The following is a 14,493-nucleotide window of genomic DNA, read 5'->3' on the forward strand; positions in this document are numbered from 1 at the left end:
TGAGGAGTGATATAAATGGTACGATGGATATTAATAGGCGTTCTTACTGTCGGACTTGCCGGGACAGCATTTTGGGGCTACCAGGAACATCAGGAAAAAAATGAAGTTCTTATCCAGGCAGAAAATACGTATCAGCGGGCATTTCATGAACTCTCCTATAATATGGATCTGCTGCATGATAAAATAGGAACGGCACTTGCAATGAACTCGAGAGAAAGATTATCTCCGCAAATGGTTGAAATATGGCGGCTGACATCTGAAGCAATATCAAATGTAGGACAATTGCCTCTCACATTGCTGCCTTTTAATAAAACGGAAGAATTCCTTTCAAATATAGGTGATTTTACCTATCGAACTGCAGTCAGGGATTTAAAGAAGGAACCATTAAGCGAAAAGGAAACATCTAAACTTGAAGAACTGTATAAACAATCCAAGGAATTGAAAGATGAACTTCGTCAGGTTCAGCATGTCGTGTTGGATGAGAATCTTCGTTGGATGGATGTACAACTTGCATTAGCAACAAAGGATGAACAGTCGGATAATACTATTGTTGACGGCTTTAAAACTGTTGAAAAGAAAGTAGAAGGTTTTACCGAAAGCAATGTAGATTCTTCAATCAGTGGAACATCTTCCAATGAGCATAAGTATCAATTTTTAAAAGGTGATAAAATTGGTAAAACCAAAGCATTGGAACGAAGCAAAGAATTATTTAATGTAAAAAATGAGGATAATATAACAATCACTAAAAATGGAAAAGGGGCCGATATACCTGTCTATAGTATCTCGTATCAAAATGGAAAGAAAACTGGGTATATGGACATGTCTCAACAAGGCGGACATCCTATTACATTATTGGTAAACCGGAATGTTGGTGAACAAAAAATCAGTCTTAATGAGGGGCTTGAAAAGGCTGAAGGCTACCTGAAAAAACACAATTTTGAAGATATGATGATATTTCAAAGTAACCAATATGATAACATTGGGGTATATTCGTTTCTTTATGATCAGAATGGAATCCGCGTTTATTCTGATGCTATTGAAGTTAAAGTAGCACTGGATAATGGTGATCTCCTTGGTCTTACTGCTCGAAATTACTTTATGAATCATAAGAAAAGAGATATTCCGGAGCCGAAGATATCCAAAAAAGAGGCTAAGGATAAAGTAAACCCGGACGTTCAGATTAACGAGGAGCATTTGGCGGTAATCGATAACGATGTTGGTGAAGAGGTATTAGTCTATGAATTCTTAGGCACGATGGGAAATGAGACATACCGCATATTTATAAATGCAATGAATGGTTCAGAAGAAAAGGTTGAAAGACTGGACGGGAAGGAAATTAATTTTGCTGCTGTATTTTAGGGAAAGATTAAGTCTTTCCCTTTTTTGATTTTTCTGTAATAATAGGTATATCGTATTACTTAAATGGGGGTATTAAATTTGAGAATTGGAACATTACTCACCATCGAAATCAAACAACCGAATAATAAGGAAACAAAGAAATATCGATGTAAAGTTATTGAGAAAAACGAGCACTATATATTTATCGATTATCCAATTGAAACGAAAACCAATAAAACTGGATTTCTGCCAAAAGGCACACGTTTTACAGCTACATATGTAGGTAAGGATCAATCCGTTTATTTGTTTCATACAGAAATTGTAGCAAAGGTTAAATTAAATGTACCTGCACTTGCAATATACTTTCCTGATAAAAAGGATATTAAAAAAATACAGCGTCGTGAATATGTGCGGATCGAAACAGCAGTGGATGTTGCGTTTCATGGTACAAATGAACCATTTACGACAGTAACATCCGATATTAGCGGCGGGGGAATGTCAATGATTATCCCTAATGGTAAAAATGTCACAACCAATGAATCTGCCGATGTTTGTATCGTTCTTAAGATGCATTCAGGAGATTACAGCTATGTAAATGCACAGGCGGAAGTGATTCGTGTAAAAGAGGATGGAAATAAAGTTAAGACGGCTTCAATGAAGTTTATTTCAGTTAATAAACAAGTACAACAGAGTATTATCAGGTATTGTTTTGAGAAACAACGTGAGGCCAGAAAAAAAGAGTTATTATAAGCAAAAACCGATAGACCACTTTTTTATAATTATGTTATTATTTATATAGAGTTTAATTCAAACTTGGCTTTGGCCAAGTTTTTCCTTTAATGGCAAAATTACTACCATGAATGGAAGATGAGAGGAATGAAGTACATCAATGGATTATAAGCAAATAGCAATAGCAATCGATGGTCCGGCCGCAGCAGGCAAAAGTACCGTAGCTAAAATCGTAGCAGAGAGACTTTCCTATATTTATATTGATACTGGTGCAATGTATCGCAGTTTGACCTTAAAAGCTCTTACAAACCAAATTTCCCTTGAAGATGAACATTCACTTGCCGGGTTATTGGCTGACACAGATATAGAGCTTATCCAGAGAGAGGATGGTCAGCATGTGATGGTTGATGGTGAAGATGTTACATCGGAAATACGCACCAATGAGGTTACAAACAATGTATCACAGGTTGCAAAACACCCCAGTATTCGCGAAGACATGGTAAGAAGACAACAGGAATTAGCTGAAAAACGAGGAGTAGTCATGGATGGAAGGGATATTGGGACACATGTCATCCCTGATGCGGAGGTAAAGATTTTTCTGATTGCAACTGTTGAAGAGCGTGCCAAAAGAAGGCATAAAGAAAATTTGGAAAAAGGATTCTCCTCTGATTTGGAAGAACTAAAACGTGAAATAGAACAAAGAGACTTAATCGATTCAAAGAGAGAGGCTGCACCTTTATTAAAAGCTGATGATGCAATCGAAATCGATACTACGTCATTAACAATTAATCAAGTGGCTGAATCTATCCTGAATAAGGCAAGAAAAGTAATTGCTGAGCAGAGGGGTTAGAAAATGAGTCTTTATAAATTTGCAAAATATGTTGTTTCACTACTTTTTTATCCATTGTACAGAATTAAGGTCATCGGAAAGGAAAATGTTCCAAAAAAAGGACCTGTTATTATTTGCTCCAATCATATTTCAAATCTGGACCCTCCAGTAGTTGGAATTACTTCTCCACGTGATATTTATTTTATGGCAAAAGGAGAACTTTTTGAAAAACCGTTTTTAGGAAAATTATTATTAGGTATTCATGCATTTCCAGTCAAACGAGGATTACGTGATCGAAATGCACTGCGAAAAGGGCTGCAGATTTTAAAAGATGGAAATACTTTGGGATTATTTCCTGAGGGTACTCGAAGTAAGACAGGAAAGCTTGGCAAGCCACTTTCAGGGGCGGGATTTTTTGCGTTGAGATCCAATGCAGCAATCGTTCCATGTGCGATTATAGGTCCATATAAGCCAGGCAAAAAACTTACGGTGATTTATGGTAAACCTATCAATATGGAGCCATATCGGGCCGCTAAAGCATCAGCTAAGGATACAGCAGAAGCAATTATGGATGAGATTGGAAATCTGATCAAAAACCATGAATCAAAGTCTTCATTACTTGACAAATAATTGTAAATATTAGAAGTTATAAAAAGAACATATAAGTGTATTGTTGTTTTTGGATTATAAGGAGGGCTATTTGTATGAGTGAATCTAGTAATGAAATGCAACAGGTAAACGTAGGCGATATTCTTACAGGAACTGTAGTAAAGGTAGATGACAAACAAGTTCTTGTAGATATTGGATATAAAACGGAAGGGATTTTACCGATAAGTGAATTGTCGAGTCTTCATATTGAACAAGCAAGTGATGTTGTGAAAGAAAATGATACACTTACTTTAAAAGTTAAAAAAGTGGAGGATGATGAAGTAATCCTGTCCAAAAAAGCTGTTGATGCTGAAAAAGCATGGGAAACATTAGAAGAAACATATAACAATAATGAAGTATTTGAAACGGAAGTAAAAGAAATAGTTAAAGGCGGATTAGTGGTTGACGTTGGTCTGCGTGGCTTTATTCCCGCTTCATTAGTGGAAACATATTTTGTAGAGGATTTTACTGATTACAAAAATAAAACACTAACTGTTAAAATTGTTGATCTCAACAGAGAACAAAATCGGGTTATACTATCCCATAAAGATGTAGTACAGGAAGCTGCGAATATACAAAAACAACAATTAGTCCAGACTCTTGAAGAAGGTCAGGTTTTAGAGGGGACAGTTCAGCGACTGACCAGTTTCGGTGTATTCGTTGATCTTGGGGGAATTGATGGACTTGTTCATATTTCCCAATTGGCACACGAACATGTTGAAAAGGCTTCTGATGTAGTTTCAGAAGGCGATACAATTAAAGTAGAAATTCTATCCGTAGACAGGGATAATGAACGTATTTCTCTTTCACGTAAAAAAACACTTCCTGGACCATGATCAGGTATTCAGGAAAAGGTATCAAGCGGAGATGTACTGGAAGGAACAGTAAAACGTCTTGTTACATTTGGTGCTTTTGTTGAAATTTTCCCTGGTGTTGAGGGACTTGTTCATATTTCTCAAATTGCCAACCGTCATGTAGGTACACCACAGGAAGTTCTTGAGGTTGGTCAGGAAATAAAAGTAAAGGTTCTGGAAGTTAATGAAGAGGAAGAACGGATGTCATTAAGCATCAAGGAGTTAGAACAGGAACAGGAAGCAGCAGAATTTAAACAGTATGAAAAAGACGAAGACCAATCAGGTTTCCAACTCGGCGATTTCATTGGAGATAAACTGGATAAATACAAATAATATATTTATTATAGAAAAGCCCTTCCTTAATCAGGAGGGGCTTTTGCTATGGTTCTTTAGTGCAACCATTACAGTTGATATATTATGTGCAGTAACTTAATATGAGCGCTGGTCTACCGCTGCGGAAATACACTCCGCTGGGTATGGCTCGCTTTACTTTGATAAATTGTAAAAGCCAAAAGAACCCCATGTCATAATAGGTTTCTTTACACTGTACCAGCGTTTGATTGGAGCGGAGGGCAGTCGACTCCTGCGGGAAAAGCAACGGCTGAAGACCCCGCAGGAAGTGGTCTTCTTCCGAGGAGGCTGAAGCGTTGCCCGCGGCTAAGAAGACACTGCGAAAACGAACTTTTTGAGCAGATGTCGCCTTGGTACCCGGAGGTGTGAAAGCGACTGCCCGTAGCGGAAATCAAATGCGGCGGTTACGTCGCAGTTTATATTTATAATGACACAATTACCAAAAATTTTTTACAAACCAATCCTTAGTTTTAATAATAATTGTGATTACACCTTTCTTTTGCTAGAATTAGTAAAAGCTGAATCAGTATTAGTAAATGTCAAATTTTGTGACAGGAAAAGAAAGGATGTTCCTTTCATGAGGAAATCTGTTGTAGCAATTGTAGGAAGACCAAATGTAGGTAAATCAACGATATTCAATAGACTGGTTGGGGAAAGGATATCCATTGTTGAAGATATTCCCGGTGTTACCCGTGACCGGATTTATGCACAGGCTGAATGGCTGGCATCAACCTTTAATCTTATAGATACAGGTGGTATCGAAGTTGGTGACGAGCCATTACTGGTACAAATGCGGGAGCAGGCTGAAGTTGCTATCGACGAAGCAGACGTAATTATTTTTATGCTGAATGGTCGTGAAGGCATTACGGCAGCCGATGAAGAAGTTGCGAAACTATTGTACAGATCAAATAAACCTGTTGTCGTTGCAGTCAATAAAATGGACAACCCGGAGATGAGACAGGAAATATATGAATATTATTCTTTAGGTTTTGGAGAACCATTTCCTATTTCAGGCTCCCATGGACTTGGGTTAGGTGATTTACTCGATGCGGTTGTTGATTATTTCCCTGAAATAAATGACGATGTCAAGGAAGATGATACGATATATTTTAGTGTGATCGGACGACCGAACGTTGGGAAGTCATCATTAGTTAATTCCATTCTTAATGAAAACCGCGTCATAGTAAGTGAAATCGAGGGAACAACGAGAGATGCGATTGACAGTCAATTCAGCAAAGAAGGTCAGGAATTTATAATTACTGATACTGCCGGGATGCGTAAGCGCGGGAAAGTTTACGAAAACACTGAAAAATATAGTGTGTTGCGTGCCCTAAAGGCAATTGAACGATCCGATGTTGTTGTCGTTTTAATTGATGCCGAAACAGGAATAAGAGAACAGGATAAAAAAATTGCGGGCTATGCACATGAAGCTGGAAGAGCAGTAATAATTGCTGTGAATAAATGGGATACAGTTGAGTCCAATGATAAGATAATGAAGGAGTTTGAAACGAAAATCCGTGCTCATTTTCTTTTCCTTGACTATGCACCGATTGTTTTTCTTTCAGCAAAAACTAAAAAGCGATTACACACGCTCATTCCAGCGATTAAATCAGCTAGTGAAAACCATGCAAAACGCGTCCAGACCAATGTGCTGAATGATGTAATAATGGATGCACTGGCTATGAATCCGACTCCGACAGTTAAAGGAAAGCGATTAAAGGTGCTTTACGCAACCCAGGTTGCAGTCAAACCACCCAGTTTTGTTGTTTTTGTAAATGACCCTGAGCTAATGCACTTTACGTATGAACGCTTTTTGGAAAATAGAATTAGGGATGCTTTCGGTTTTGTTGGTACACCAATAAAAATATTTGCAAGAAGACGTCAATAAGGAGGAATTCAGTTGAGTAAAGCAGCAGTATTGGGAGCAGGGAGCTGGGGAACAGCTTTGAGCATCGTTTTAGCAGATAATAAACATGATGTTCGCTTGTGGACACATCGTAATGAACAGGCTGAAGCAATTAATACGACACAAAAAAATGAAAAATATCTGGACGTTGAAATACCGGAACAAATTTATGCAACGTCCGATTTAAAAAAAGCAAGTGATGATGTATCTGCAATCGTTTTAGTTGTGCCTACAAAAGCAATACGTGATGTTTGCAAACAATTGAATGAGTTGCTCACCCATAAGCCAACAATTATTCATGCATCAAAAGGGATTGAACCGGAGTCGCTTAAACGGGTTTCTCAAGTAATCAGCGAAGAAATGGATGATTATACGTACGAAGATATTGTTGTGTTATCCGGACCAAGTCACGCAGAAGAAGTGGGCAATAGGCAACCAACAACAGTAACCGTTTCATCCTTAACCAATAAGAATGCTGAACTGGCACAGGATTTATTTTTTAATGAATCATTTCGAGTCTACACAAGTCCTGACATCGTGGGAATTGAACTTGGTGGTGCATTAAAAAATATTATTGCACTTGGTGCGGGTATATCCGATGGTTTGGGATATGGTGACAATGCCAAGGCGGCCCTGATTACAAGAGGATTAGCGGAAATTACCCGATTGGCATCATCACTTGGTGCAAATCCGTTAACCTTTCTGGGACTTCCGGGTGTCGGTGATTTGATTGTTACATGTACAAGTGTTCACAGCAGAAATTGGCGTGCGGGAAATATGCTTGGAAAAGGACAAAAACTGGATGACGTATTGGATCAGATGGGGATGGTTGTTGAAGGAGTAAGAACTACTAAAGCTGCGAGTCAATTTGCCCGTGAACAGCAAATTGAAATGCCAATTACTAACGGAATATATCAGATTCTTTTCAATGAAATGAAACCAAGTGAAGTAGTCGATCAACTGATGAAACGAAATAAAAAAGAAGAAATGGATGATCTGGCTGCATTGATTAGCTCAAGCTATACAAAATAACACGCTAATTTCTTCCTTGCATATAATATGTTGAATTAACTATGCAAGGAGGCGAGCATGTGAGTGATTTTCAGGATAATCTTTTTGATAAAATCCAAAAAGACGCAAATGTAAATCCCGAAGAAATTTATAATGTAGCAAATTCCGTAAAACATGCAGATTTTTCGGATGAGGAAACAGTCAGGAATCTGGTGCAGCAATTAGCTTTGATTGCGGATAAGCCGATTTCCAAAGCCAAAGAGGATCAAATCGTTCAATCCATTACAAATAACAGTATGCCAATGGATATGCAAACTTTAAATCAAATGTTCAAAAAATAATCATATTTGGGCAAGTGAGGATACATTAATGCGTATGCTCGCATAAAATAAATCGCACAAGCATTCATGGATAGAGTTGCTGTGGGTATTATTTAGTCAAACCGGGATGAAGCCAGCCCCCTTTATCCCGGATTTTTATGTGTCTGGATACTGCTTGTTGCTGTAGCCTTATGTTATAATACGTCTTGCAAGAAATGATTGGGAGTGAAAAAATGTCACAGAGTATGATGAATATGTGGATTTCATTTGCAGGTATGGCCCTCCTGTTACTTTCCATTGGGCTGATACTGCTTAGCAGACATAAGTTAAAAGGTTTCCTGGCAGGAATTGTGTCACTCTTAGCTTATATTTCCTTGATACTTGGTGGAATAATTATTTTATATATTGTCTTTAGTGGTCCGACGGCATAGGAGGATAGATGATGAAGAAAAATACATATATACAGGCGGTAAATGCATTTTTGATCGTATTTTTATTAAGTGGATGTCTTTATCCGGAAAATGAACTATCCAAGAATAAAGTACCTAATGAAGCTCAGCTGGAACAAGTTCAATCAGCAGTTGATACGTTCAGGGAAGAAACTGGCGGTCTTCTGCCAATCAGGACCAAACCAAGTGATACACCCATATTTCAAAAGTATTTAATTGATTTCAAAAAGCTGAAAGAACGAAATATAATAGCTGAAATACCTGGAACTGCATTTCAAAATGGTGGTGTATATCAATATACAATTATTTACCCTGAAGAAAATCCGCAAGTGAAATTAATTGATTTACGGGTAACCGATGCGATCAGAGAAGTAAATGTTAAGCTTGAAATATATCGGTCGGAACATATTTATCCACCTTATGGTCAGGAAGTTGCAGATGGGATCTTCAAATTGGATTATAAAAAGCTGGGGCTTGAATCAGAGCCATATGTAGTTAGCCCATTTTCACAGAAAAATTTGCCGATCGTAATGGATGCGCAAGGAAAACTATATGTCGATTATCGTATTGATTTAAATAATGCTTTAAAAAAGTATGATCATAATTATGAAGCTGGGGACGATATTCGTTATCTGTTAGCTGAAAATACACCTTTTGTACCAGCATATTCATTGCCATATACCATTAAGGATGGTGAGCCTGTTTTTAATACACCTGAAAAATAATATCATAATAAATCCCTTGCAACATATATTGTGTTGCAAGGGAATTTTTTATATTTAAGGGCTAAATTATATTTTTTATTTCTTTTAAACATAATTAAGTCATAATTTGATAGGACAACATCATAGACTTGTAATGTCAATTATTCGTAGTTTGTTTTGTTTACCATTAATGGAAAAGGAGATCGGGAGGGGATCGTTTGGAGAGAGTTGATATTTTTAAAGATATTTCGAAACGGACGAATGGAGATATTTATCTAGGGATTGTAGGTGCTGTGCGGACCGGTAAGTCGACATTCATTAAGCGTTTTATGGATTTGGTAGTTTTACCGAATATTGAGAATGAGAGCGAGCGGGATCGGGCACATGATGAAATGCCTCAGAGTGCTGCCGGAAAAACAATTATGACAACAGAACCTAAATTCATTCCCAATCAGGCCGTTTCAGTACATGTGGACGAAGGACTTGATGTCAATGTTCGTTTAGTGGATTGTGTTGGATATGCTGTTAATGGTGCGAAAGGATTTGAGGATGAAAATGGACCAAGAATGATTAACACACCTTGGTATGAAGACCCAATACCTTTTCACGATGCAGCAGAAATCGGAACCAGAAAGGTAATACAGGAACATTCTACGATCGGAGTTGTGGTAACAACTGATGGAACAATCGGTGAAATTGAACGTGCTGATTATCAGGATGCAGAAGACAAAGTTGTCGAGGAACTAAAAGAAGTTGGCAAACCTTTTATTATGGTTGTTAACTCATTAAGGCCCACCAGTCAGGAAACGGAATTGCTGCGCCAGGAATTATCTGATAAATATGATATCCCGGTTTTGGCGATGAGTGTTGAAACAATGACGGAACATGATGTTTACAATGTATTGAGAGAATCACTTTATGAATTCCCTGTACTGGAAGTTAACGTGAATCTCCCAAGCTGGGTAATGGTACTGAAAGAAGACCATTGGCTGCGTAAGAATTATCAGGAAGCAATACAGTCCACCGTCAAAAATATTCGTAGATTGCGTGATGTTGACCACATAGTTGGTGATTTTACAGATTATGACTACATTGAAAACGCAAACCTCGCAGGGATGGAAATGGGTGAAGGAGTCGCAGAAATTGACCTGCACGCTCCAGACTACTTATATGATGAAGTACTGAAAGAGATTGTTGGGGAAGAAATCCGCGGCAAGGATCACCTTCTTGAACTGATGCAGGACTTTGCCCATGCAAAACGTGAATATGATCAGGTAGCGGGTGCACTGCAGATGGTAAAGCAGACTGGATATGGAATTGCAGCTCCAACATTGGAAGATATGGAATTGGATGAACCGGAAATTATTCGTCAAGGATCAAGATTCGGTGTCAGACTAAAAGCTGTTGCACCTTCCATCCATATGATAAAAGTGGAAGTAGAATCAGAATTTGCTCCGATTATAGGTACAGAGAAGCAAAGTGAAGAGCTGGTAAGATATTTAATGCAGGATTTTGAAGAAGATCCATTATCCATCTGGGAGTCTGACATCTTCGGCAGGTCCTTAAGTTCAATTGTCAGGGAAGGAATTCAGGCGAAAATATCATTGATGCCTGAAAATGCAAGATATAAATTAAAGGATACGCTTGAACGAATTATAAATGAAGGTTCGGGCGGATTAATAGCAATTATTCTGTAGCAACTATAATTAGTTGCTATTTTTTTTCACTTTAATAAAGTATAAATCAATTTTCTAAGGTTTAATGGATAAGAAAAACTGCGGTATTTGCTATAAGACAAGGCAAATGCCGAGTTGTTCCAAATTTTTTTATAAAAACGGCAGGAATTTGCATATAAGTGTCGTATATCCTTTAAAGAGCCATTATACTTAGGCTGCAATACTACTCTCTATTGAATTGGCTATTTTTACCAATATCTGTAAAAACGCATAACTAAAATGGGAAAATATAGCTAAATATCAAATAAAAACCGAGAAAATAGGTATATATTGTTGAAATTTGTTCCAATCTCGGTTAATATAAGCCTTGTCATCAATGAATTTGGTGGCACTAAGTATAAAAAATGGCAATTTGGGAACAAATGAAATTAGATTAAATTTGTTCCAGTGTCTATTGAATTTTTGGGAGGAGGTGAATGTCATGAATAAAACAGACTTAGTAAATGCAGTCGCAGAAAAAAGTGATCTTTCTAAAAAGGATGCTACAAAAGCTGTAGATGCAGTTTTTGAATCTGTCATGGATTCACTTAAAAAAGGTGAAAAGGTACAATTGATCGGATTCGGGAATTTCGAGGTACGTGAGCGTTCAGCTCGCAAAGGCCGCAACCCGCAAACTGGTGAAGAAATTAAAATCCCGGCAAGTAAAGTTCCTGCATTTAAACCAGGAAAAGCCCTAAAAGAAACTGTTAAGTAATTTGTACATAGGGCGAAAAGGGCACGTAAATGCGTGCCCTTTTTTCTTTGTTCTTTTGAATACTCAGGAGGGATCTCATGAATAAAGATGATTTTTTTGTTATAAAAGCAATGGAAGACGGAGTAAATGTTATTGGATTAACCAGGGGGTCTGATACGCGTTTCCATCATTCTGAAAAGCTGGATAAAGATGAAATCATGATTGCGCAGTTCACTGAACATACCTCTGCTGTTAAAGTTAGAGGAAAGGCTGTAATCCAGACAAGCCATGGTGAATTAACAAACGAATAAAACATATTTAGTGCTGAAGTCTCCATACTGCTGAGTTAACTTTTAGTTATGGAAGATACACAAATTATGCTATAATGGCAATATCATTAAGGAATGCATGAAAGGGCACAGGTGGTTGTTTTGCAAACATCCAGTATGGAGATGGGAAAGCTTAAAGCATTGATTAGAGAAAGAATGCATCATTCATATATCGAAAAATACGTACAAATCCCGGAATTGAATGAAGATAAATTATTTATTTTAAATGTAATTTTAAATAATACCGAATTATCAGAGGATAAAAAGAAGAGTTATACAGTTTCTATTATGCTTGTCCAGATGGCGCTTGACACACATGATTTGGTTCCAAAGTCAAATAACACCGAGCAAAGTAATACAGAAAGAAAATCAAAGCAATTATCGGTTTTAGCAGGTGATTACTACAGTGGATTATATTATTTGATCCTATCTGAAATAGAAGATGTGGAAATGATTCAAATACTTGCTTCGGCAATTAAAGAAATCAACGAATATAAGATGCAATTATACTATGGTGACATTGATTCAGTTGAAACGCTTATACGGATTGTCAAAAATATTGAAACGCGTTTAATCACGCGTGTTGGTGAGTTTATCGGTGAATCATCTGTAACTAAAATTGCTGCAGAATGGATATTAGCAAATAAATTGACTGAAGAAATGAAGCAAATGGCGTATGACAGTTCTTCCCAATTGCAGGAAGTCTGGTTCAAACATTCTCCTTCAACAGATAATATAACTATCCGGAATGCTGCAGAATCATTCATTCAAAAAGAAACAGAATGGGTAGAATCATGGATAACCCAATTTCCAAAGCATCTGGAACCAATAAAACCACATATCCTTGATAGAATTTTACACAGATCAATTGCGGAAGAAGGGTAAAGCATGCATCAACGATCTAAAGAGGAACGTGTTCATCACGTTTTTGAAAAAATCTATGACAATTATGACTCCATGAACTCGATAATCTCTTTTCAACGGCATAAGGCATGGCGGAAAGATGTGATGAAACGTATGAATGTTACCAGCGGTTCAAGGGCGCTTGACGTATGCTGTGGTACCGGAGATTGGTCTATCGCTCTCGCAGAAGAAGTTGGAAGCAGCGGTGAAGTTGTCGGCCTTGATTTTAGCCGCAATATGCTATCTGTAGCTGAACAAAAAAATGAAACCCTAAACTACAATCAACTTCAATTCATGCAAGGTAATGCAATGAAACTGCCATTTGAAGAGAATTCCTTCGACTATGTAACAATTGGATTTGGTTTGCGCAATGTGCCTGATTACATGAATGTGTTAAAAGAAATGTACCGTGTAGTAAAGCCCGGTGGAAAAGTAGTATGTCTTGAGACATCCCAGCCAACAATGATCGGATTTCGGCAGGGGTACTATTTTTATTTTCGCTTTATTATGCCTTTATTAGGCCGGTTGTTCGCAAGGAGTTACAAAGAATATGCGTGGCTGCATGACTCAGCAAAAAGTTTCCCGGATAAAAATGAACTGAGACAGATGTTTCTGTCTGCAGGCTTTTCGCATGTTCAAATAAAGAGCTATACCGGTGGAGTTGCCGCCATGCATATGGCCACAAAACAATCACAATAAAACAGGAATTCAGGGTAAAAGGTGACTTGCATGAAATTAACGAAAACATACGGACATTTAAAAAAAGAATTGGATATAATTGAAGACGCCTTAAATGACGCTATTCAGGCAGACCATGCTATTTTGCGGGAAGCATCGACTCAATTGCTGCAGGCTGGGGGGAAGCGAATTCGCCCTGTTTTTGTTTTGTTAAGCGGACAATTCGGGAACTATGATATTGATCGAATCAAAAAAGTGGCGGTCTCACTTGAATTAATACATATGGCGTCATTGGTCCACGACGATGTAATTGATGACGCTGAATTGCGGAGAGGCAAACCAACCATTAAACAATTGTATGGAAACAGGGTTGCTATGTACACAGGTGATTACATATTGGCCAGTGCCCTTGAACATATAACAACGCTGACAAAACCATCTGCTCATCGTGTACTCTCTAATACAATGGTTCAGTTAACTTTAGGTGAAATTGAGCAAATTAAAGATAAATATAATTGGGATCAGAATTTGCGTAATTATTTACGAAGAATCAAAAGAAAAACTGCTTTGCTGATTGCAACCAGCTGTAAATTAGGTGCAATTGCCACTGATGTTCCGGAAAGGGATGCTGAAAGGCTGTTTGAATACGGATATTACATTGGGATGTCCTATCAGATTATCGATGATATTCTTGATTTTACTGCCTCCGAGAGCGAACTTGGTAAACCGGCCGGGAATGATCTTCTGCAAGGAAATATTACATTGCCAGTGCTGTTTGCCATGAAAGAGGAACAGTTTAACCAATTATTACGAAAAACTTTTGCCGATCCTGATAATGTTTCCAAAGAAGAAATGAATCACTTAATTGAACAATTGATACAGACAAATGCAATTGAAGCGTCATATAAAGTAAGTGATCATTACCTGGAAAAAGCTTTGCGGTCATTGGATTCGATTCCCAATAATAAGCCGAAGCAAACGTTGCAGAGTATAGCTAAATATATCGGTAAAAGACGTTCATGATTGGATTGTTAT

General features: G+C 37.7%; 15 protein-coding genes and 1 pseudogene. All 16 read left to right on the forward strand.

Annotated elements, in window-relative coordinates:
• Positions 1–15 precede the first annotated feature (15 nt).
• The gene (gene ypeB / locus G6R02_RS08240) at positions 16–1,359 is read left to right on the forward strand and encodes a germination protein YpeB (protein WP_164668746.1); all 1,344 of its coding nucleotides are present in this window, start codon (positions 16–18) and stop codon (positions 1,357–1,359) included.
• Positions 1,360–1,437: 78 nt separating this feature from the next.
• Positions 1,438–2,088 (forward strand): flagellar brake protein, encoded by a 651-nt coding sequence (locus G6R02_RS08245; protein WP_164668747.1) that lies wholly within the window; start codon positions 1,438–1,440, stop codon positions 2,086–2,088.
• Positions 2,089–2,227: 139 nt separating this feature from the next.
• Positions 2,228–2,917, forward strand: a complete 690-nt coding sequence (gene cmk / locus G6R02_RS08250) for a (d)CMP kinase (protein ID WP_164668748.1) — start codon at positions 2,228–2,230, stop codon at positions 2,915–2,917.
• Between the two features lie 3 nt (positions 2,918–2,920).
• Positions 2,921–3,526 (forward strand): lysophospholipid acyltransferase family protein, encoded by a 606-nt coding sequence (locus G6R02_RS08255; protein ID WP_164668749.1) that lies wholly within the window; start codon positions 2,921–2,923, stop codon positions 3,524–3,526.
• Positions 3,527–3,600: 74 nt separating this feature from the next.
• A pseudogene (rpsA, locus tag G6R02_RS08260) lies at positions 3,601–4,731 on the forward strand (30S ribosomal protein S1).
• 595 nt (positions 4,732–5,326) lie between these two features.
• Positions 5,327–6,637 (forward strand): ribosome biogenesis GTPase Der, encoded by a 1,311-nt coding sequence (gene der, locus G6R02_RS08265; RefSeq protein ID WP_164668750.1) that lies wholly within the window; start codon positions 5,327–5,329, stop codon positions 6,635–6,637.
• Positions 6,638–6,649: 12 nt separating this feature from the next.
• Complete coding sequence (locus G6R02_RS08270; RefSeq protein ID WP_164668751.1) at positions 6,650–7,687, forward strand: NAD(P)H-dependent glycerol-3-phosphate dehydrogenase; 1,038 nt, start codon at positions 6,650–6,652, stop codon at positions 7,685–7,687.
• Positions 7,688–7,746: 59 nt separating this feature from the next.
• The gene (locus G6R02_RS08275; protein WP_164668752.1) at positions 7,747–8,007 is read left to right on the forward strand and encodes a stage VI sporulation protein F; all 261 of its coding nucleotides are present in this window, start codon (positions 7,747–7,749) and stop codon (positions 8,005–8,007) included.
• A gap of 212 nt (positions 8,008–8,219) precedes the next feature.
• On the forward strand, positions 8,220–8,417 hold the full coding sequence (locus G6R02_RS08280) for a DUF2768 family protein (protein WP_164668753.1): 198 nt from the start codon (positions 8,220–8,222) through the stop codon (positions 8,415–8,417).
• 11 nt (positions 8,418–8,428) lie between these two features.
• A complete protein-coding gene (locus G6R02_RS08285; RefSeq protein WP_164668754.1) occupies positions 8,429–9,160 on the forward strand; it encodes a hypothetical protein in 732 nt (243 codons plus the stop codon).
• Between the two features lie 197 nt (positions 9,161–9,357).
• Positions 9,358–10,836, forward strand: coding sequence for a stage IV sporulation protein A (gene spoIVA / locus G6R02_RS08290; protein ID WP_164668755.1), 1,479 nt, complete (start codon positions 9,358–9,360; stop codon positions 10,834–10,836).
• A gap of 460 nt (positions 10,837–11,296) precedes the next feature.
• Positions 11,297–11,569 (forward strand): HU family DNA-binding protein, encoded by a 273-nt coding sequence (locus G6R02_RS08295; RefSeq protein ID WP_164668756.1) that lies wholly within the window; start codon positions 11,297–11,299, stop codon positions 11,567–11,569.
• Between the two features lie 77 nt (positions 11,570–11,646).
• Positions 11,647–11,859 (forward strand): trp RNA-binding attenuation protein MtrB, encoded by a 213-nt coding sequence (mtrB, locus tag G6R02_RS08300; RefSeq protein WP_164668757.1) that lies wholly within the window; start codon positions 11,647–11,649, stop codon positions 11,857–11,859.
• Positions 11,860–11,979: 120 nt separating this feature from the next.
• Positions 11,980–12,762 carry a heptaprenyl diphosphate synthase component 1 gene (locus G6R02_RS08305; protein ID WP_164668758.1) on the forward strand — a complete coding sequence of 261 codons (783 nt, stop codon included), beginning with the start codon at positions 11,980–11,982 and terminating at the stop codon, positions 12,760–12,762.
• A gap of 3 nt (positions 12,763–12,765) precedes the next feature.
• A complete protein-coding gene (locus G6R02_RS08310) occupies positions 12,766–13,479 on the forward strand; it encodes a demethylmenaquinone methyltransferase (protein WP_164668759.1) in 714 nt (237 codons plus the stop codon).
• Positions 13,480–13,509: 30 nt separating this feature from the next.
• Positions 13,510–14,481 (forward strand): heptaprenyl diphosphate synthase component II, encoded by a 972-nt coding sequence (hepT, locus tag G6R02_RS08315; protein WP_164668760.1) that lies wholly within the window; start codon positions 13,510–13,512, stop codon positions 14,479–14,481.
• Positions 14,482–14,493 lie beyond the last annotated feature (12 nt).

Source organism: Virgibacillus doumboii (genome assembly GCF_902806455.1).
GTDB lineage: Bacteria > Bacillota > Bacilli > Bacillales > Amphibacillaceae > Lentibacillus > Lentibacillus doumboii.